The sequence below is a fragment of the Pseudomonas sp. FDAARGOS_380 genome (assembly GCF_002591235.1).
Classification (GTDB): domain Bacteria; phylum Pseudomonadota; class Gammaproteobacteria; order Pseudomonadales; family Pseudomonadaceae; genus Aquipseudomonas; species Aquipseudomonas salmasensis.
The window spans coordinates 2495257-2514529 of the sequence record NZ_CP023969.1 but is presented as its reverse complement, the minus strand read 5'-3'; the positions used below and the strand labels follow the sequence as shown (position 1 = coordinate 2514529).

The 19273-nt window shown below is 60.6% G+C and carries 16 protein-coding genes; 6 read left to right on the top strand and 10 right to left on the bottom strand.

Annotated features, from left to right (window positions below; translation table 11 throughout):
* Window positions 1–20 precede the first annotated feature (20 nt).
* The 3 genes from trpC to CRN80_RS11790 are packed head-to-tail and all read right to left on the bottom strand — an operon-like array spanning window position 21 to window position 2506.
* Window positions 21–857 (bottom strand): indole-3-glycerol phosphate synthase TrpC, encoded by an 837-nt coding sequence (gene trpC / locus CRN80_RS11800; RefSeq protein WP_098950205.1) that lies wholly within the window; start codon window positions 855–857, stop codon window positions 21–23.
* A complete protein-coding gene (trpD, locus tag CRN80_RS11795) occupies window positions 854–1903 on the bottom strand; it encodes an anthranilate phosphoribosyltransferase (protein ID WP_003194694.1) in 1050 nt (349 codons plus the stop codon). The genes trpC and trpD overlap by 4 nt, the downstream gene beginning before the upstream one ends.
* A 9-nt stretch (window positions 1904–1912) precedes the next feature.
* Window positions 1913–2506: an aminodeoxychorismate/anthranilate synthase component II gene (locus tag CRN80_RS11790; protein ID WP_032895052.1), complete on the bottom strand. Its 594-nt coding sequence runs from the start codon at window positions 2504–2506 to the stop codon at window positions 1913–1915.
* 412 nt (window positions 2507–2918) lie between these two features.
* Here CRN80_RS11790 and estP point away from each other — a divergent pair, with 412 nt between their 5' ends.
* A complete protein-coding gene (gene estP, locus CRN80_RS11785; protein ID WP_098950204.1) occupies window positions 2919–4841 on the top strand; it encodes an esterase EstP in 1923 nt (640 codons plus the stop codon).
* Window positions 4842–4974: 133 nt separating this feature from the next.
* Here estP and trpE read toward each other — a convergent pair whose 3' ends face one another.
* The 4 genes from trpE to CRN80_RS11765 all read right to left on the bottom strand — a co-directional run bounded on the left by trpE (window position 4975) and on the right by CRN80_RS11765 (window position 9248).
* Complete coding sequence (trpE, locus tag CRN80_RS11780; protein ID WP_098950203.1) at window positions 4975–6456, bottom strand: anthranilate synthase component I; 1482 nt, start codon at window positions 6454–6456, stop codon at window positions 4975–4977.
* Between the two features lie 69 nt (window positions 6457–6525).
* On the bottom strand, window positions 6526–7344 hold the full coding sequence (locus tag CRN80_RS11775; protein ID WP_098950202.1) for a phosphoglycolate phosphatase: 819 nt from the start codon (window positions 7342–7344) through the stop codon (window positions 6526–6528).
* Window positions 7341–8015: a ribulose-phosphate 3-epimerase gene (rpe, locus tag CRN80_RS11770; RefSeq protein WP_032895049.1), complete on the bottom strand. Its 675-nt coding sequence runs from the start codon at window positions 8013–8015 to the stop codon at window positions 7341–7343. Before rpe ends, CRN80_RS11775 begins: the two co-directional genes overlap by 4 nt.
* An 84-nt stretch (window positions 8016–8099) precedes the next feature.
* Entirely contained in the window at window positions 8100–9248 is a 1149-nt protein-coding gene (locus tag CRN80_RS11765) for an iron-containing alcohol dehydrogenase (RefSeq protein WP_098950201.1), read from the bottom strand.
* A 213-nt stretch (window positions 9249–9461) separates the two neighbouring features.
* Here CRN80_RS11765 and CRN80_RS11760 point away from each other — a divergent pair, with 213 nt between their 5' ends.
* The gene (locus CRN80_RS11760) at window positions 9462–10436 is read left to right on the top strand and encodes an alpha/beta hydrolase family protein (RefSeq protein ID WP_032895047.1); all 975 of its coding nucleotides are present in this window, start codon (window positions 9462–9464) and stop codon (window positions 10434–10436) included.
* A gap of 144 nt (window positions 10437–10580) precedes the next feature.
* Here the strand turns inward: CRN80_RS11760 and CRN80_RS11755 are convergent, their stop codons facing one another.
* The 3 genes from CRN80_RS11755 to CRN80_RS11745 are packed head-to-tail and all read right to left on the bottom strand — an operon-like array spanning window position 10581 to window position 13046.
* Window positions 10581–11348, bottom strand: coding sequence for a TerB family tellurite resistance protein (locus tag CRN80_RS11755; RefSeq protein WP_032895046.1), 768 nt, complete (start codon window positions 11346–11348; stop codon window positions 10581–10583).
* Window position 11349: 1 nt separating this feature from the next.
* A complete protein-coding gene (gene murU / locus CRN80_RS11750) occupies window positions 11350–12024 on the bottom strand; it encodes an N-acetylmuramate alpha-1-phosphate uridylyltransferase MurU (protein WP_003194713.1) in 675 nt (224 codons plus the stop codon).
* A complete protein-coding gene (locus CRN80_RS11745; protein WP_032895044.1) occupies window positions 12021–13046 on the bottom strand; it encodes an aminoglycoside phosphotransferase family protein in 1026 nt (341 codons plus the stop codon). Before CRN80_RS11745 ends, murU begins: the two co-directional genes overlap by 4 nt.
* A 130-nt stretch (window positions 13047–13176) precedes the next feature.
* Between CRN80_RS11745 and CRN80_RS11740 the strand changes: the two genes are divergently transcribed.
* From CRN80_RS11740 to rsmA, 4 genes are read left to right on the top strand one after another with little or no spacing between them, the layout of a single operon-like run.
* Window positions 13177–15978, top strand: a complete 2802-nt coding sequence (locus CRN80_RS11740) for an LPS-assembly protein LptD (RefSeq protein ID WP_098950200.1) — start codon at window positions 13177–13179, stop codon at window positions 15976–15978.
* Complete coding sequence (locus tag CRN80_RS11735) at window positions 15959–17293, top strand: peptidylprolyl isomerase (RefSeq protein ID WP_138183599.1); 1335 nt, start codon at window positions 15959–15961, stop codon at window positions 17291–17293. Before CRN80_RS11740 ends, CRN80_RS11735 begins: the two co-directional genes overlap by 20 nt.
* Window positions 17290–18279 (top strand): 4-hydroxythreonine-4-phosphate dehydrogenase PdxA, encoded by a 990-nt coding sequence (pdxA, locus tag CRN80_RS11730; protein ID WP_003194722.1) that lies wholly within the window; start codon window positions 17290–17292, stop codon window positions 18277–18279. The genes CRN80_RS11735 and pdxA overlap by 4 nt, the downstream gene beginning before the upstream one ends.
* Window positions 18276–19088 (top strand): 16S rRNA (adenine(1518)-N(6)/adenine(1519)-N(6))-dimethyltransferase RsmA, encoded by an 813-nt coding sequence (rsmA, locus tag CRN80_RS11725; RefSeq protein WP_032895038.1) that lies wholly within the window; start codon window positions 18276–18278, stop codon window positions 19086–19088. The genes pdxA and rsmA overlap by 4 nt, the downstream gene beginning before the upstream one ends.
* Window positions 19089–19273 lie beyond the last annotated feature (185 nt).

Genomic DNA, 19273 nt, shown 5'->3' with positions numbered 1-19273 from the left:
ATGTGGGAGCTGGCTTCACATCAATCCAATGTCGAGCCGCTGATCGTCGTACCACGCTCCGGGAAGAACAAGCGCTGCAATTCCGCCCCTGGGTTCTCGGCGCGCATAAACGTCTCGCCCACCAGGAACGAGTACACGTCACTGATTTCCATCAGTTCCACATCGGCGCGGTTGACGATGCCACTTTCGGTAATCACCAGACGATCGCGCGGAATACGCGGCAGCAGGTCGAGGGTGGTTTCCAGGCTGACCTCGAAGGTATGCAGGTTACGGTTGTTGACGCCCACCAGCGGTGTATCGAGGGTCTTCAATGCGCGCTCCAACTCGTCGCCGTCGTGCACTTCGACCAATACATCCAAACCAACGCTTTTGGCCACGGCCGCCAGCTCGGCCATCTTCACGTCATCCAACGCGGAAACAATCAGCAACACGCAGTCGGCACCCAAGGCTCGGGCTTCGACGATCTGGTACGGGTCGACCATGAAATCCTTGCGGATCACCGGCAACTTGCACGCGGCGCGCGCCTGTTGCAGAAACAGGTCGGAACCTTGGAAGTAGTCGATATCCGTCAGTACGGACAGGCAAGTCGCCCCTCCCTTCTCATAACTGACGGCGATTTCAGCGGGCACAAAGTGTTCGCGTATCACCCCTTTGCTCGGCGAGGCTTTCTTGACCTCGGCGATCACGGCCGGCTGCTTGAGCTTGGCCTGGGCGATCAAGGCTTTGGCAAAGCCGCGTGGCGCATCGGCGCTTTTCGTCTGCGCTTCCAACTCGGCCAGGCTCACACGGGCGCGGCGCTCGGCCACTTCTTCAACCTTGCGGGCCAGGATCTTTTCCAGAACGGTTGGCACACTCATCCTTCATTCTCCATCTTGAATACGGCGGTGAATGCTCCCAGCTCTTCGAGCTTCTCGCGAGCCAGGCCGGTATGCAGCGCATCGTGGGCCAAGGCAACACCTTCCTTGAGACTATAGGCATGGTCGGCCGCGTAAAGGGCTGCGCCAGCATTCAGGACAATCATTTCCGCAGCTTTCTGACCGTTTTCGGTCTTGCGACGCCCCAAGGCATCACGAATCAACTCCAACGAAGCTGCCGGGCTTTCCACCGCCAGGCCGTGCAGGCTCTGGCTTTTCATCCCCAGGTCTTCGGGCTCGACCCAATATTCGGTGACCTCGTCGTTCTTGAGCTCCGCCACAAAGGTCGGCGCTGCCAGGCTGAATTCGTCGAGGCCATCCTTGGAATGCACCACCAGCACATGCTTGCTGCCCAGGCGCTGCAAGACTTCGGCCAATGGCCGGCACAGCGCCTGGCTGAACACGCCCACCACCTGGTGCTTCACACCGGCCGGATTCGTAAGCGGGCCGAGCATGTTGAACAGGGTACGCAGGCCGAGGTCCTTGCGCGGGCCGGCAGCGTGCTTCATCGCGCCGTGATGGGACTGGGCAAACATGAAGCCAATGCCAACGCTGTCAATGCAGCGCGCTACTTGCACCGGCGTGAGGTTCAGGTAAATACCGGCCGCTTCCAGCAAGTCGGCACTGCCGCTCTTGCCAGACACTGCACGGTTACCGTGCTTGGCGACGGTGCAACCAGCGGCGGCCACCACAAAGGATGAGGCGGTCGACACGTTGAAAATATTCGCACCGTCACCGCCGGTGCCCACTACATCGACGACGCCGTCGAGGGTCTTGAGTTCGACCTTGTCCGCCAGCTCACGCATCACCGACACCGCACCGACGATTTCGTCGATGCTTTCGCTCTTCATGCGCATCGCCATCATAAAAGCGCCGATCTGAGCATCGGTGCATTGACCGGTCATGATCTCGCGCATCACATCGCTCATTTCCGCGGTGCTCAGGTCCAGATGGCCGACGATACGGCTCAGGGCAGTCTTGATATCCATGAAAAGTCCTTAGCGCGTGCCGCCGCTCTGCTTGAGAAAGTTGGCGAACAGCTCGTAGCCCTGCTCGGTCAGGATTGATTCAGGGTGAAATTGCACCCCTTCGATATTCAGTGTCTTGTGACGCAGGCCCATGATCTCGTCGACCGAGCCGTCTTCCAGCTGGGTCCAGGCGGTCAGCTCCAGGCATTCGGGCAAGGTTTCACGCTTGACCACCAGTGAGTGGTAACGGGTCACGGTCACCGGCAGGTTCAGGCCATGGAACACACCCAGGTCGCGATGGAACACCGGGCTGGTCTTGCCGTGCATCACCTCGCGCGCGCGCACCACATCACCGCCAAACGCCTGGCCGATGGACTGGTGGCCCAGGCAGACGCCCAGGATCGGCAGCTTGCCGGCGAAATACTGGATGGCTTCCAGAGAGATACCCGCCTCGGTCGGCGTGCACGGGCCAGGTGAGACGACGATGCGCTCGGGGTTCAACGCGGCGATTTCGGCAACAGTAAGTTCATCGTTGCGCACCACCTTGACCTCGGCACCCAGTTCGCCCAGGTACTGCACAACGTTGTAGGTAAAGGAGTCGTAGTTATCAATCATCAGCAACATGTGGGTTCAAACCTCTTGAATTCACTGATTTCAAATGACCACCTTCCAAGAGCGTGACCCGCTGCCAGACGCACGTTCCGGTTGCCAGGGGGAGTTGGCAAGGGGCGTCAGACAACGGGTGAAGAAGGCAAATCGGTACAGGTCCGGCCAGGCCGGCAGAGAAAAATGTCAGGCGCGCCAACGCCAACGGGCGTGTGCCTTGACTACTCGCATCAAGAGTTTGCTGATGATCAACACGGGGAGGGTCTCATTCATACGTTCAGGCACAGTAACGTAGGCTCGCCAGCGGTGCAATATGGAGCCGCAAATACGGGGGCGCAACGTAGGCGGATTCCGGTTTTCCTTACAAAAAATGCCAAAAATTTTGCTAGTGTTTCACCTCCAACATAAAAACAACCGAATGGAATCTTGCATGCTCAGACCAGCGTTTTACGCGCCCCTTGCCGGCTGCCTTCTGTCATTGGCCTGTGCCCAGGCGTTCGCAGCCCCGTCACCTTATTCAACCATGGTGGTTTTCGGTGACAGCCTGGCGGATGCGGGCCAGTTTCCCGACGGTTCGGCCGGCGCCACATTACGTTTTACCAACCGAACCGGGGCGAACTTCCAGGGTGAGTACGGCCTGGTCTCCTCGACCCTGCTGGGCGCAAAACTGGGCGTCGCGCCCAACGACCTGAATGCCTCCACCTCACCGGTTCGCGCAGCCCAGGGTTTGCCAGACGGAAACAACTGGGCAGTGGGTGGCTACCGCACCGACAATATCCTCGACTCCATTACCTCAGTCTCCAATGCTGCGATTCCCCCAGGCAACCCCGGGGGCGGCACTGTATTGCGCAGCCGGCAGGGCTATCTGCCGACTAATGGTGGGAGAGCCGACCCGAACGCGCTTTACTTTCTTTCAGGGGGCGGCAATGACTTCCTGCAGGGCCGGGTCCTTAGCCCCGCTCAAGCGGTCGCCGCCGGTGGCAGGCTGGCGGACAGCGCCCAGGCCCTGCAACAAGCCGGCGCGCGCTACATCATGGTCTGGATGCTACCCGACCTGGGGCTGACGCCGGCCATCAATGGCACCCCACAGCAAGCAGCGACTTCGGCCCTGAGTAATATTTTCAACCAGTCCCTGGTACAGCGTCTGTCACAAGTGGATGCGCAGGTTATCCCGCTGAACATCCCGCTGTTGTTGAACGAGGCTTTCGCCGATCCGGCCCGCTTCGGCCTCGCCACCGGGCAGAACCTGACGGGCACCTGCTTCAGCGGTAACAGTTGCACCGCCAACCCAACCTACGGCATCGGTGGTACCAACCCGGACCCGACCAAGCTGATCTACAACGACTCGGTCCACCCTACCGTGGCCGGGCAACGCTTGATTGCCGACTACGCCTATTCGCTACTCGCCGCGCCGTGGGAACTGACCTTGCTGCCGGAAATGGCCCAAGGCACCTTGCGCGCCCACCAGGACGAACTGCGCAACCAATGGCAAGCAGACAACGGCAGCTGGCAAGCCGTCGGCCAATGGCGCGCCATCGTGGCCGGTGGCGGCCAACGCCTGGATTTCGATGATCAAAGCAGCTCGGCCAGTGGCGACGGCAGCGGCTACAACCTGAATATCGGTGGCAGCTACCGGCTCGATGAAAACTGGCGCGTGGGCGTTGCCGCCGGCCTGTATCGGCAGACACTCGAACCCGGTGCCAATGATTCGGACTACAAGCTCAACAGTTATATGGGCACGGCTTTCGCTCAGTACCAGCAAAATCACTGGTGGGCCGATGCTGCATTGACCGGCGGCAAGCTGGACTTCGACAGCCTCAAGCGCAAGTTCGCCCTGGGCGTCAGCGAAGGTTCGGAGAAAGGTGACACCCATGGCTGGCTCTGGGCCTTGAGTGGCCGCGTGGGATATGACATCGCCGCACCGGGCAGCGACTGGCACCTGTCGCCCTTCATCAGCGCCGATTACGCGCGGGTTGAAGTCAATGGCTACTCGGAGAAAAACAGCCGCTCCACCGCCCTGACCTTTGACGATCAACAACGTGACTCCAAGCGCCTGGGCGTCGGCCTGCAAGGCAGCTACCGCATCACGCCGCAAACGCAAGTTTTTGGCGAAGTGGCCCATGAGCATGAGTTTGAAAATGACACCCAGAAGGTGAACATTTCGCTCAACAGCGTGCAGGGAATCGACTTCAAGCTGGACGGGTATACGCCTCGCAGTAATTCTGACCGTTTGAGCCTGGGTGTCAGCCACAAGCTGACTCAGGACCTGGCACTGCGGGCGGCGTATAACCTGAGGAAGGATGACAATTTGACCCAGCAAGGGGTCAATGTCGGGGTCAGTCTGGACTTCTAAACGAATCCCAAGACCGGTGAAAAGCTAATGTGGGAGCGGGCTTGCTCGCGAATACGGTGTATCAGTCACACATGTATCGACTGACACTCTGCATTCGCGAGCAAGCCCGCTCCCACATTTTTTTATTCCAGTTTTAGTCTTGTGGGGTTTGCTCTGCCAACGCCACCGCACGGAACATCGCCCTGCGCTTGTTCAGGGTTTCTTCCCATTCAAGGGCCGGCACCGAGTCCGCCACAATCCCGCCACCGGCCTGCACATGCAGTTCGCCGTTCTTGATCACCGCCGTACGGATCGCAATGGCGGTGTCCATATTACCGTTCCAGGCGAAATACCCGACGGCGCCGCCATAGACACCACGCTTGACCGGCTCCAGTTCGTCGATGATTTCCATCGCACGGATCTTCGGCGCCCCCGACAAGGTGCCCGCCGGCAAAATCGCCCGCAGGGCGTCCATCGCCGTCAGCCCGGCCTTCAGCTCGCCGGTGACGTTGGACACGATATGCATCACATTGGAATACCGCTCGATGACCATCTTCTCGGTCAGTTTCACCGAGCCGATTTCCGAAACACGCCCAGTGTCGTTGCGCCCCAGGTCGATCAACATCAGGTGTTCGGCGATTTCCTTGTCGTCGCTGAGCAGGTCTTCTTCCAGCGCCACGTCGGCTTCTTCGGTCGCACCACGGGGGCGCGTACCGGCAATCGGGCGCACGGTGATCAGGTTGTCTTCAACCCGCACCAGCACTTCCGGCGAACTGCCCACGACGTGGAAGTCGCCGAAGTTGAAGAAGTACATGTACGGGGTCGGGTTGAAGCAACGCAGCGCGCGGTACAGGTCAATCGGCGCCGCCTTGAAGTCGATGGACATGCGTTGCGACGGCACCACTTGCATGCAATCACCGGCAAGGATGTATTCCTTGATGGTATCGACGGCGCGCTCGTAGTCATCCTGGGTAAAGCTTGAGCGGAACACCGGGTCGGCCGCGGGTGGGCGGCTGAGGTCCAGGCCGCGACGCGGGGTGATCGGCTGGCGGAGTTTTTCCAGCAACGCTTCCAGGTTGGCCTGGCCTTGTTCGAAGGCATCAGCCTGGGCGGGGTCGGCCAGGACAATCGCATGCATCTTGCCGGCGAGGTTGTCGAACACCACCACCGCGTCGGACACCATCAGTAAAATGTCCGGCACCCCCAGCGGGTCCGGGTTCGGGCATTTGCCCAGGCGCTTCTCCACATAGCGCACGCAGTCATAGCCGAAGTATCCCACCAGCCCGCCATTGAAACGCGGCAGGCCAGCAATGGTCGGCACGTTGTAGCGCGCCTTGAAGGCTTCGACAAAGGCCAGCGGGTCTTCTACGTCATGGCTTTCGATCTCCACGCCGTCATGGGTGATGCTCACATGATGGTCGTGTACCCGCAGCACCGTGCGGCATGGCAGGCCAATGATCGAGTAACGGCCCCACTTCTCACCGCCCTGTACCGACTCGAGCAGGTAGGAGTTGGGCTCGTCGGCCAGCTTCAGGTAGATCGACAGCGGCGTATCGAAGTCGGCCAGGGTTTCGCAAGCCATGGGGATACGGTTATAGCCGGCAGCGGCCAAACGCAGGAATTCTTCGCGGGTCATGATGTGCCTCGTGGTGTGAGGGTCAAACAGTCAGGTAGGCAAACGTGCCGCACACGCGGCCAGGATCAGTCAGGCGCGCCAACGCCAGCGGGCCAGGGCCTTGATGACTTTCATCCAGAGTTTGCGAGTGACCACCACGATGGAATTTCCAGAAGGGGACGAATCAATGTCGGGCAACGTTATCTCAGCGCCAGCGCCCAAGCAACCGGGGATTAGCAGTCGCAGGTCATCAATGACCAGCGCTGGGGACTCTTCCGCAATCGGCCGGCCATGGTTGTAACCATAACTCAAGGCCACGCACTGCACGCCCGCCGCTTTCGCCGCCAGCACATCACTGCGCGAATCGCCGACAAACAGCGATTGAGACGCCGGGATATTGGCCATTTTCATCACGAAAAACAGGGCCGCCGGGTCGGGCTTTTTCTGCGGCAAGGTATCGCCGCCGATGATCCAGCGGAAGTAGCGACCGATTTTCATCTGGTCCAACAACGGCGCAACGAAGCGCTCCGGCTTGTTGGTGATCAGGGCCATTTCCACGCCCTGCTTGTTCAACCACTTGAGGGTATCGCGCACGCCGGGGTAAACCACGGTCAGTTCGTGGCTGCTTTCATAAGCGGCATTGAACAGCTCCAAGGCATGTTCTGCCTCGACCTCATCCACACCCGTGGCATCGATGTCGTTGGCCAAGGCCCGGCGCACCAACATCGGCGCGCCATTGCCGACCCATTCGCGCACCGAATCAATCCCTGCCGGCTTGCGCCCCAGCTTGAGCAGCATCTGGTCCACCGCGGCCGCCAGGTCGGGCACCGAGTCGATCAAGGTACCGTCCAGATCGAACATCACCAGCCGTGGCAATTTGCCGGGGAACAACTGCTCAAAACCGCTCATGGACGCGCCAGCGCCAGTTCGGCACGCATCTGGTCGATGACGGCCTGGTAGTCCGGGGCGTTGAAGATCGCCGAGCCGGCCACGAAGGTATCGGCACCCGCTGCGGCGATCTCACGGATATTGTTGACGTTGACCCCACCGTCGATCTCCAGGCGAATGTCACGCCCCGACGCATCGATCAGCGCACGGGCTTCACGCAGCTTATTCAAGGTGCCAGGGATGAACTTCTGCCCGCCGAAGCCTGGGTTGACGCTCATCAGCAAGACCATGTCGACCTTGTCCATCACGTACTCAAGCACGCTCAGCGGAGTAGCCGGGTTGAATACCAGGCCTGCCTTGCAGCCGCCTTCGCGGATCAGTTGCAAGGTGCGGTCAACGTGCAACGTGGCTTCCGGGTGGAAGGTGATGTAGGTCGCACCCGCCTCGATGAAGTCACCGACGATACGGTCCACGGGGCTGACCATCAGGTGCGCATCAATCGGCGCGGTGATGCCGTACTTGCGCAACGCGGCGCACACCATCGGGCCGATGGTCAGGTTGGGTACGTAGTGGTTGTCCATGACATCGAAGTGCACGAAGTCGGCACCGGCGGCCAACACCTTGTCCACTTCCTCACCCAGGCGGGCGAAGTCGGCAGAGAGAATCGATGGAGCAATGACGAAGGGCTGCATGACGCACCTTTTTTGAGCTAAATCACGATGGCGCGCATTGTATACCTCATGCTTTGCTGCGCGCACCGTGACCTATCTCAACGGTTAGTAAGCTGCCCGGTAGATTTTTTCGATATCGGCGGCGCTGAGCTTGCGCGGGTTGTTGCGCATCAAGCGTTCAATGCCTGCAGCTTCGCTGGCCATGGCCGGGATGGCGTCCTCGGGCACGCCGAAACTGCGCAGGCCGGACGGGATCTCCACTGCCGCACACAGTCGCGTCATCGCCTCTACCGCCTGGTCGGCAGCGTCATTCACACTCAGCCCGGCAGTATTGACGCCCATGGCCTGGGCAATGTCCTGCATGCGCTCGACGCAGGCCAACTTGTTCCAGTGCATCACATACGGCAACAACAGCGCGTTGCTTACGCCATGGGCAATGTTGAAGCGCCCACCCAACGGGTACGCCAGTGCATGCACCGCACCGACGCCCGCGTTGCCAAAGGCCATGCCGGCCATCAGGCTGGCGGTGGCCATGTCGTCACGGGCCTGCAGGTTCGCCGGGTTCGCGTAAGCCTTGGGCAACGCGCTGGCAATCAGCTTGATTGCTCCGATGGCCAGGGCGTCGGTGATCGGCGAGGCATTCAGCGACAGGTAGGACTCGATGGCGTGCACCAAGGCGTCTACACCACTGGCAGCCGTGACACCCCGTGGGCAGGTCAAGGTCATTTGCGGGCTGATCAGCGCGACATCGGGCAGCAAGTAATCGCTGACAATGCCTTTTTTCAGCTGTGCCGCCTTGTCGGACAGTATCGCCACATTGGTCACCTCCGAGCCGGTGCCCGCCGTGGTGGGGATGGCGATCAACGGCGGGCCTTTGCGCGGCACCTGATCGACGCCAAACAAGTCCGCCAGCGCGCCGTGATAACCGGCATAGGCCGCCACGCTCTTGGCGATGTCGATGGCACTGCCGCCACCCACACCAATCAGGCCGTCATGCCCGCCTTCGCGGTACGCACGCATGCAGTCTTCGACGATGGCAATTTCCGGGTCGGGCAGTACTCGGTCGAAAATTTCATAGGCTCGATCGCCCAGATGCTCCAGGGCCAGCGCCACGGTGCCGGACTGGACCAACGCGGCGTCGGTGACGATCAGCGGGTTATCCACATCCAGGCGCGTGAGTTCGGCAGCCAGTTGTTCGATGGCACCTGCGCCGGTCAGCAGTTTGTGGGCGATCTTGAATGAGGAAGTACTCATGTGCGCGGCCTCTTATGAATGATGGGCTGGCACAAGAATAGCCGCCCCTGGCGTGTTGTCTGCCATTCATTGGTTGAATGGTCGCGCCGCGCCCATCAAGGCGGCGTACAAACCGCCGATAGCCTGTTGGTAACGAGAACCGCGCCGCATACCCCTGACAAATACCGACCAACCCATTAGGCTGCTGGAATCACTTCTGGCCGGGAATCAACGATGCTTTTTCTTCACCGTTCGGCACTGCCAGCATTGTGCCTGTCACTTCTGTTTACCAGCGCACTGCCTGTCCAGGCCGAGGATGCGCCCTCGCCTGCCGTCGAAAAACCGGCTGAACGCCAGCCTTTGCCCGAGCGTAGCCAGCAAGAAGCCAGTGCGCTCGAACGCCAGGTGCCGCAGCAGGAGCAACAACAATTGCAGGCGGGTAGCGATTCGTTCCTGGCGCTGTGGAAACCTGCCAACAGCGCCGAAGCCGAGGGTGTGGTGATCCTCATACCAGGTGCTGGGGAGAACGCGGACTGGCCGCAGGCCATCGCGCCTCTGCGGCGCAAGTTGCCGGACGCCGCCTGGGGCACCCTCAGCCTGTCATTGCCTGACGTCAATGTAGACACCCTGCCGCCACGGGTCATCGAGCCGCCGACAGCGGCGGTCGATACCAGCAGCAAGGAAGGCAGCACCGCAGCCAAGCCGGTCGAACAGGCCGCCAGCGCCGAGGCCGAAGGCACTGACCCGGCGGTGGTGCCGGGGGCGGATGAGCAGGACAAGACCGACGCCAAGCGCATCTTCGACCGTATCGACGCCGCCGTCGCCTTCGCCCAGACCCAAAGCGCCCGCAGCGTGGTGTTGCTCGGCCATGGCACCGGGGCCTGGTGGGCGGCACGCTACCTGAGCGAGAAACAACCTTCCCAGGTGCAAAGGCTGGTGATGGTGGCCGGCAAGACGCCTGCGGCTCGCCAACCGGACCTGCAACAACTGGCGCCGGCTTTGAAGGTGCCCACCGCGGACGTGTTCTATCAAGAAGGCGCCCAGGACCGCAAAAACGCTCAGGAACGACTTCAAGCGGCCAAGCGCTCGAAGAATGACGGCTATAAGCAGGTGTCGCTCACGGCGTTGCCCGGTAATAGCGCGGCGCAGCAAGAGCAGTTATACCGCAGGGTGCGCGGGTGGTTGAGCCCGCAGGGCAGCGCTGACTGACAGGGCAACATCGCTTTCTGTAGGAGCGAGCTTGCTCGCGAAAAACGTCAACGATAGTGCGTGCTTCCTGAATAAACGCGGCGCCTGGGAGTTTTTCGCGAGCAAGCTCGCTCCTACAACATGGAGTGGAGTGGCGATGGCCCCTCAGCGAAAATCCCGCCGTTCACGAATCAATGCATAGGCGTTATGCAGCTCTCGGGTTCGCTCGGTCGCCTCACGCACTTGCGCGGGGCTGGCACCCGTGCCGGCGATCTTGTCCGGATGGTGGCGGCTGAGCAGGCGGCGGTAGGCGCGCTTGATCACCGATGGCTCAGTGGTTGCCGTCACCCCCAAAATACGCAACGCCTCCTGATAGGCCCCGCCACGATTGGCCAATGGCTTGCGCTCCGGCGCGTAATCGCTCGCCAATGCCTGTAGCTGTTGCGGCGTCCAGCCCAACCACTTGCCCCACTGGTCGATCAGGTCGCGCTCGGCAGTATCCGCCCGACCGTCCGCCCACGCCATGCGCCAACAGGCGCGCAGCACGCCTTCCGCCGCATGGGGCTGCGTCTTGAGCACCCGCAGGTAACTGCGTACCCGGTCGCTGCCAGATTTGCCACGGTTGAAGGCGCTGATCGCGCGGCGCTGGGCCGGCTCAGTCATGTCCAGTGCACGCATTTCCTGGCGCGCTTGCTGGATATGCCCATCGACTACCCGGCCGTTACTCTTGGCCAAGCGCCCCAGCAGCACAAACAACAGTTCATCGTTGCGCAAGGCCGGGCGCCCACCCAGGCGTTCACGCAACTGCGCCCAACTGTGCAATTGCAGGCGGCGGTCCAGCGCCTGCCCCAGCAATGCTCCCAACAGAGCCCCCGGAATACTGGCAATGGCAAAGCCAGCCCCGGCGCCGATCAGCGTCCCTGGCCACAACATCCTACTGCCCCGCTGTCAGCAAGGTTTCGACCTGCGCCAGTCGCTCCAGCGTCCCCACATCCACCCAGCGTCCTGCCATGTGCTCCCCCGTTACCAAACCTTTGGCCATGGCCGCGCGTAACAGCGGGGCCAGCTTGAAGGCACCGGCGCTGCAACCCGCGAACAATTTAGGGTCGAGCACTGAAATGCCACTGAAGGTCAGGTTATCGGCACCGGGCGCGGCATCATGAAGCACGCCGTGATCCAAGTAGAAATCCCCGCCCGACGGGTGGTGCGCTGGGTTGTCGACCATCACCAAGTGCGCCAGGCCCCGGATCGGCTGCTTGAGCTGGGTGAAATCGTAGTCCGTCCAGATATCGCCATTGACCACCAGAAACGGTTCGTCGCCCAGCAGCGGCAACGCCTGGAATATCCCACCCCCCGTCTCCAGCGGTTCACCCTCTGGGGAGTAGCGGATGCGCAGACCAAACTGGGCGCCGTCGCCCAAGTAGTTTTCAATCTGCTGGCCTAGCCAGGCGTGATTGATCACGATCTCGGTAAAGCCGGCCTTCGCCAAGGCTTCAAGGTGATACTCGATCAGCCGCTTGCCGCCGGCTTGCACCAGCGGCTTGGGCGTATGCAGGGTGAGCGGACGCATGCGTTCGCCCTTTCCCGCCGCCAGGATCATCGCCTTCATACGCTAGCCTCGACAGGTTCGCGCAGGCTGGCGAGTAACTCGCCCAGGTCACTCAACTCAGGTCGGTCGGCCAGCACCGCTTCTATATAAGCAAAGAAACGCGGCACGTCGGCCAGGTAGCGTGGCTTGCCGTCGCGGTGGCAGATACGCGAAAAAATGCCGATGACCTTGAGGTGACGCTGCACGCCCATCAGGTCGCTGGCACGCAGGAACTCTTCAAAGTCGTCCTGTACGGGAATGCCCAACTGCCCGGCACGCTGCCAATAGCCACGCTGCCATTCGCGTACGCGGGCCTGGGGCCAACTGAGGAAGGCGTCCTTGAACAGGCAGGTAATGTCGTAGGTCACCGGGCCGTAGACCGCGTCCTGGAAATCCAGCACGCCAGGGCTCGGCTCACTGATCATCAGGTTGCGCGGCATGTAGTCGCGGTGCACCAGCACCTTGGGCTGGGCCAGGGCGCTGTCGATCAACTGCTGGCTGGCGCGTTGCCAAAGGGCCTGTTGCTCAGCATCGAGGTCGATGCCTAGGTGACGACGCACGTACCATTCCGGGAACAATTCCAGCTCGCGACGCAATAAAGCCACGTCATAGCTGGGCAACGGTGCATCCATCGGCAATTGCTGAAAAGCCAGCAGCGCGTCGATGGCATCGGCAAATAATTGGTCGGCGTTTTCACCGTCAATCACGTCCAGATAGGTTTTTGTGCCCAGGTCATTGAGCAAAAGAAAGCCTCGGGGCAAATCTTCTGCATAAATTTTTGGCACATTTATTCCCGATTTCGCGAGCAAATGCGCGATATCGACGAAAGGTTTGCAGTTTTCCTGGGGGGGTGGCGCGTCCATGACGACGAACGTATGGGCACCGCCCTCCCATCGGAAGTAACGCCTGAAACTCGCGTCGCTGCTGGCCGCGGTCAATGTGGCCGGGGGCACGGGGCCCCAGTCCTGAGCGTTGAAGAGGATCGGCAACTGCTCATCCAGCCAGACTTCCAGCTGTTGTAAACGTAGATCTTGCTCGGGCATTACAAGGGTCTCCGACGGCGCTAGCCGTCAAGCGGGGCATGCTTTATTATCACGCATCTTTTTCAGACCATCGAGAGGCGTGCGGCCCAAACCGCGGGCAGATGGCACGCAGGAAGCCCGGACTAATAAGATGGCATTGAAATCCCCCGCGTTTCGTAGAAAATTTCCGTTGCTGGTAACCGGCAGTCTGCTGGCCTTGCAACCTTTCGCCACCTCATTCGTGGTCGCCGCGGAACAGTATGACTGCTCAGTCTCTGCTTCGGGTGCCTGGGATTGCGCGCCGAAGACGGCCGCCGCCCCATTGCCACCGCGCCCGGTGCATGACGGCGCTGCCGTCAGCTCGGCCAACAGCACGCCGCAAGGCAAAGCTGGCGGCAGCGTCGACGCCGAGCCCAAGACCATGCTGGTCACCGAATCCAAGGGCCGCGGCCTGCGTTCGCGCAGTGCTGACTACAGCCACCTGGACTGGGTACCTCGCGACAAGCTGACCGCAGCACAGTTGGCCGAAACCGGCCCTTACTGCGGTGGCGCGTACATCGAGCCGACTCGTCCTGGCATGAACGACAAGACGGACAAAAGCGATGCGCCGACCTTCATCGGCGCCAAGGCTTCGCGTTACGAGCAGGAGCAGCAGGTTGCCACCCTGGCCGGTGACGTGGTCATGCGCCAGGGCAGCATGCAGCTGGAAGCGGACGAAGCCAGCCTGTACCAGGCCGAGAACCGTGGCGAACTGAACGGCAAAGTGCGCCTGCGCGACAACGGCGCCCTGATCGTGGGCGACCATGCCCAGGTCCAGCTCGACACCGGCGCCGCCCAGATCGACAACGCCGAATACGTGATGCACAAGTCACGCATCCGCGGTAACGCGCTGTACGCCAAGCGTGCAGAAAACGCGATCATCCGTCTCAAGGACGGTACGTACACCACCTGCGAGCCGGACAGCAACGCCTGGCAGCTGAAGGGCAACAACATCACGTTGAACCCGGCCACCGGTTTCGGTACGGCGACCAACGCGACGTTGCGGATCAAGAACATCCCGATCCTGTATACCCCGTACATCTACTTCCCGATCGACGACCGTCGCCAATCCGGTTTCCTGCCGCCGAGCTTCAGCACCGGTAGCGAGACTGGCTTTACGCTGGTAACGCCGTACTACTTCAACCTGGCACCGAACTACGATGCCACGTTGTACCCGCAGTACATGACCAAGCGCGGCATGTTGATGGAGGGCGAGTTCCGCTATCTGACCAAGTCGAGTGAAGGGCAGTTTGGTGGGGCGTATCTCAACGATGACAATGACGAGCGAAGCAAGCAGACCGACTCCGAAAAAACCCGTTATATGCTCAACTGGCAGCATAAGGGCGGGTTGGATTCGCGCCTGACGACCTTGGTCGATTACACCAAGATCAGTGATCCGTTCTACTTCCAGGACTTGAAGTCCTATCAGGAAGGCGTTCAGAGCCAGGACTTCCTGAACCAGCAGGGTACCGTGAGCTACCGTGGCGACAGCTACCAGGCTGCCGTGAACTTGCAGTCGTACCAACTGGCAACGATTTCCCAGATCACTCCGTATGATCGACTACCGCAAATTACATTTAACGGTACCCTCCCGTTTCAACCGGCAGGGCTGAACTTCTCCTATGAGACAGAAGCAGTAAGGTTTGATCGTGACCTGCGCAGCGGTAGAGTTCGCAACCAGGACGGTGGCCCGTTTAATGCTGATGGCACCATCGGAGAACGTCGCCTGGATGAAAACGTAACAGGCCTGACCCGTGCAAACGGTACCCGTCTGAACGTTGCGCCCGCAGTCTCGTACCCGATGAACTGGAGTTACGGCTTTATCACGCCGAAGCTGAAGTACGTCTATACCAAATACGACTTGGATCTCGATGGTAAAGGCAAGGACCAAATGGCCTTGGCCGGCCAGACGTTTAACAGCTCGCAAGATCGCTCCGTGCCTATTGCCAGTATCGACAGCGGCCTGTACTTCGACCGCAAAACCAATTGGTTCGGTAAAGACTACAACCAGACCCTCGAACCTCGTGCGTTCTACCTCTACGTACCGAATAAAGACCAGACCGAGATCCCTGTCTTCGACACCAGCGAGAACTCGTTCAGCTACTCCTCACTGTTCCGGGATAATCGCTTCAGCGGTTCCGACCGTATCGGCGACGAGAACAAGCTGTCCTTTGGTCTCACCAGCCGCTGGATTGAAGAGAACGGTTTCGAACGTCAACGCGCTTCCATCGGCCAAGCGGTGTACTTCAAGGATCGCGAAGTTCAATTGCCGGGCGTAGATGCCAAGACACGTGATGACGCGCACTCGAACGTATCTCCTGTTGCACTGGAGTACGAGTTCCGCTTCAACCGCGACTGGCGCGCCACAGCCGACTACAACTGGGATACCGAGACCCATAGTCCTCGCTCCGGCAGCGCAATGTTCCACTACCAGCCGGAAGACAACCCGAACAAGGTCGTCAACCTGGGCTACCGCTATCGCAACGACCAGGTTGTCTACAACCAACTGACCGGCAAATGGCAGTTCGGCGGTGACTTTGGCCAGGAAGGTGACAAGGATTTCGTGAAGGATTACTACAAAATCCAACAACACGACTTCTCGATGATGTGGCCGATCATTCCCCAGTGGAACTTGATCACCCGCTGGCAGTACGACTATGCCCGCAACCGTACCCTGGAAGCCTTCGGTGGTTTCGAGTACGACAACTGCTGCTGGAAACTGCGCGTCATCAACCGTTACTGGGTTTCCAACGACGAATACACGCAGCTCGCCCCTCAGAACGAAAAGGGTGACCACGGGCTCTTCTTCCAGATCGTCCTTAAAGGACTCGGCGGCCTGACCGGCGCCAAGGTAGAGAGCTTCCTCGACAAAGGCATTGAAGGTTATCGTGAACGTGAAGACAAAGCTTTCTGAGTGTTTGCGCCCGCTAGTGCTGGGCGCGCTGTTCCTGGGTACTGTTTCGGCACACGCCGCAGTTCAACAGCTGGATAAAGTAGCGGCCATCGTCGACAACGACGTGATCATGCAGAGCCAGCTGGACCAACGGGTCAAGGAAGTTCAGCAAACCATCGCCAAGCGTGGCGGTGGTGTGCCCCCGAGCAGCGTTCTGGAACCCCAGGTGCTGGAGCGTCTGATCGTCGAGAACCTGCAATTGCAGATTGGCGACCGTTCCGGCATCCGTATTTCAGACGAAGAATTGAACCAGGCCGTTGGCACCATCGCTCAGCGTAACAACATGAGCATTGATCAGTTCCGAGCCGCCCTGGCTCGCGATGGTTTGTCCTATGAGGACGCCCGTGACCAGATCAAGCGTGAAATGATCATCAGCCGTGTGCGCCAGCGCCGTGTGGCCGAGCGGGTTCAGGTGTCCGAGCAGGAAGTGAAGAATTTCCTGGCCTCGGACCTGGGCAAGATGCAGCTCTCCGAAGAACTGCACTTGGCCAATATCCTGATTCCCACCCCGGACGCAGCCAACTCTGAGCAGCTTAATGCCGCCGCCGCTAAAACCCAGTCGATCTACGAGCGCCTGAAAGCGGGTGCAGACTTTGCCCAGATGGCCATTGCTCAGTCCGGCAGCGACAACGCCCTTGAAGGCGGTGACATGGGCTGGCGTAAAGCCGCTCAATTGCCACCTCCGTTTGATCGCGAATTGAGCGCCATGGAAGTCGGCGGCATTACCCAGCCAGCACGCACTCCGGGTGGTTTCATCATCCTGAAGTTGCTGGAACGCCGCGGCGGCGAGACCTCGCTGAAAGACGAAGTCCATGTTCGTCACATCCTGGTCAAACCGAGCGAAATCCGCACCGAGGCCCAAACCAAGGAACTGGCGCAGAAGATCTACGACCGCATTGAAAGCGGTGAAGACTTCGCCACCCTGGCCAAAAGCTTCTCGGAAGATCCAGGTTCTGCCCTTAACGGTGGCGACCTGAACTGGATCGACCCGAAAGCCCTGGTGCCTGAGTTCCAGCAGGTTATGGCCGAGACGCCACAAGGCGTATTGTCCAAGCCGTTCAAGACTCAGTACGGCTGGCATGTGCTGGAAGTGCTTGGTCGTCGCGCCACGGACAACACCACCCAGGCCCGCGAGCAACAAGCCCTGACCGTGTTGCGTAACCGCAAATACGACGAAGAGCTGCAAACCTGGCTGCGTCAGATCCGTGACGAAGCGTATGTAGAGAACAAGCTGTCAGGCGCCGAGCAAACAGGCACCGACCAGGCACCCCAGTGAAACCCCAGCGTTTCGCGGTGACACCCGGCGAGCCAGCCGGCATTGGTCCAGACCTGTGCCTGCTGCTCGCCTCGCAACCCCAGCCACACCCCCTGATTGCCATTACCAGCCGCGACCTGCTCCTTGAGCGGGCCGCGCAGCTGGGTGTGGCCGTCAATCTGCTGGACGTGGCGCCGGGCAACTGGCCCGACCTGCCGGCCCCCGCCGGTAGCCTGTATGTGTGGGACACCCCGCTGCAGGCCAAGGTGGTGGCCGGGCAGTTGAACACGGCCAACGCGGCATTTGTGCTGGAGACGCTGACCCGTGCGGGCCAAGGCTGCATCGACGGCGACTTTGCCGGCATGATCACCGCACCCGTGCACAAAGGCGTGATCAACGAATCCGGCATTGCCTTTTCCGGCCATACCGAATTCCTCGCGGAACTGACCCATACCGCCCAAGTAGTGATGATGCTTGCCACCCGTGGCCTGCGCGTGGCCCTGGTGACCACGCACTTGCCGTTGCGTGAAATCGCCGATGCCATCACCGCCGAACGTGTAGAGCGTGTCACGCGCATCCTGCACAGCGACCTGCAACACAAATTCGGCATTGCCCAACCGCGTATCCTGGTCTGTGGGCTCAACCCCCACGCCGGTGAAGGCGGCCACTTGGGCCATGAAGAAATCGACATCATTGAACCGACATTAGAGCGCCTGCGCCAAGAAGGCATGGACCTACGCGGCCCATTGCCTGCAGACACTCTGTTTACCCCCAAATATCTGGAGCACTGCGACGCAGTGCTGGCGATGTACCACGACCAGGGGCTGCCCGTGCTGAAATACAAAGGCTTTGGCGCCGCAGTCAACGTGACACTGGGCCTGCCGATCATCCGCACCTCCGTCGACCATGGCACTGCTCTGGACCTCGCAGGCAGCGGCAAGATCGATACCGGCAGCCTGCACGTGGCCCTGGAAACCGCCTATCAGATGGCCGAGACCCGTATATGACTGAGCATTACCAACACCGGGCGCGCAAGCGCTTCGGGCAAAACTTCCTGCACGACGCTGGCGTGATCGACCGTATCCTGCGCTCCATCCACGCCAAGCCAGAAGACCGCCTGCTGGAAATCGGCCCGGGCCAGGGCGCGCTGACCCAAGGCCTGCTGGCCAGCGGCGGGCAACTGGACGTCGTTGAGCTCGACAAGGACCTGATCCCGATCCTCAACCAGCAGTTTGCCGGCAAGCCCAACTTCAACCTGCACCAGGGCGATGCACTGAAGTTTGACTTCAACAGCCTTAACGCTGCGCCCAGCAGCCTGCGGGTGGTGGGCAACCTGCCATACAACATTTCCACGCCGCTGATTTTCCACCTGCTGAACAACGCAGGGATCATCCGCGACATGCACTTCATGCTGCAAAAGGAAGTGGTGGAGCGCCTGGCCGCAGGCCCTGGCGGTGGTGACTGGGGCCGCTTGTCGATCATGGTCCAGTATCACTGCCGCGTGGAGCACCTGTTCAACGTCGGCCCGGGCGCGTTCAACCCGCCGCCGAAGGTTGATTCGGCCATCGTGCGCCTGGTGCCGCATGCCGTGCTGCCGCACCCGGCCAAAGATCACAAACTGCTGGAGCGTGTGGTACGCGAAGCGTTCAACCAACGCCGCAAGACCTTGCGTAACACCCTCAAGGCCCTGCTGAGCAACGCTGAAATCGAAGCCGCCGGCGTCGACGGCGGCCTGCGCCCCGAGCAACTGGACCTGGCCGCGTTCGTGCGCCTGGCTGACCAGCTTGCCATCCAGCCCGCAGCGACCGAGGAATAAGGCCCAACACCCTCCAATGTGTGCGGGCTTGCTCGCGAATGCGGTGTGTCAGTCAACATTTTCGTCAACTGATACACCGCATTCGCGAGCAAGCCCGCTCCCACAGGTTTAACCGCGTTTCAAGAGCCCAGACAGCATGTCTGGCCTAGTGCCCTCCTCTTGGCCTAGACTGACCCGCATCTGCT

Excerpts from the sequence above, each read along its gene's own strand:
- trpC (WP_098950205.1), bottom strand. The coding sequence starts at position 857 with ATGAGTGTGCCAACCGTTCTGGAAAAGATCCTGGCCCGCAAGGTTGAA.
- trpD (WP_003194694.1), bottom strand. The coding sequence starts at position 1,903 with ATGGATATCAAGACTGCCCTGAGCCGTATCGTCGGCCATCTGGACCTG.
- CRN80_RS11790 (WP_032895052.1), bottom strand. The coding sequence starts at position 2,506 with ATGTTGCTGATGATTGATAACTACGACTCCTTTACCTACAACGTTGTG.
- estP (WP_098950204.1), top strand. The coding sequence starts at position 2,919 with ATGCTCAGACCAGCGTTTTACGCGCCCCTTGCCGGCTGCCTTCTGTCA.
- trpE (WP_098950203.1), bottom strand. The coding sequence starts at position 6,456 with ATGACCCGCGAAGAATTCCTGCGTTTGGCCGCTGCCGGCTATAACCGT.
- CRN80_RS11775 (WP_098950202.1), bottom strand. The coding sequence starts at position 7,344 with ATGAGCGGTTTTGAGCAGTTGTTCCCCGGCAAATTGCCACGGCTGGTG.
- rpe (WP_032895049.1), bottom strand. The coding sequence starts at position 8,015 with ATGCAGCCCTTCGTCATTGCTCCATCGATTCTCTCTGCCGACTTCGCC.
- CRN80_RS11765 (WP_098950201.1), bottom strand. The coding sequence starts at position 9,248 with ATGAGTACTTCCTCATTCAAGATCGCCCACAAACTGCTGACCGGCGCA.
- CRN80_RS11760 (WP_032895047.1), top strand. The coding sequence starts at position 9,462 with ATGCTTTTTCTTCACCGTTCGGCACTGCCAGCATTGTGCCTGTCACTT.
- CRN80_RS11755 (WP_032895046.1), bottom strand. The coding sequence starts at position 11,348 with ATGTTGTGGCCAGGGACGCTGATCGGCGCCGGGGCTGGCTTTGCCATT.
- murU (WP_003194713.1), bottom strand. The coding sequence starts at position 12,024 with ATGAAGGCGATGATCCTGGCGGCGGGAAAGGGCGAACGCATGCGTCCG.
- CRN80_RS11745 (WP_032895044.1), bottom strand. The coding sequence starts at position 13,046 with ATGCCCGAGCAAGATCTACGTTTACAACAGCTGGAAGTCTGGCTGGAT.
- CRN80_RS11740 (WP_098950200.1), top strand. The coding sequence starts at position 13,177 with ATGGCATTGAAATCCCCCGCGTTTCGTAGAAAATTTCCGTTGCTGGTA.
- rsmA (WP_032895038.1), top strand. The coding sequence starts at position 18,276 with ATGACTGAGCATTACCAACACCGGGCGCGCAAGCGCTTCGGGCAAAAC.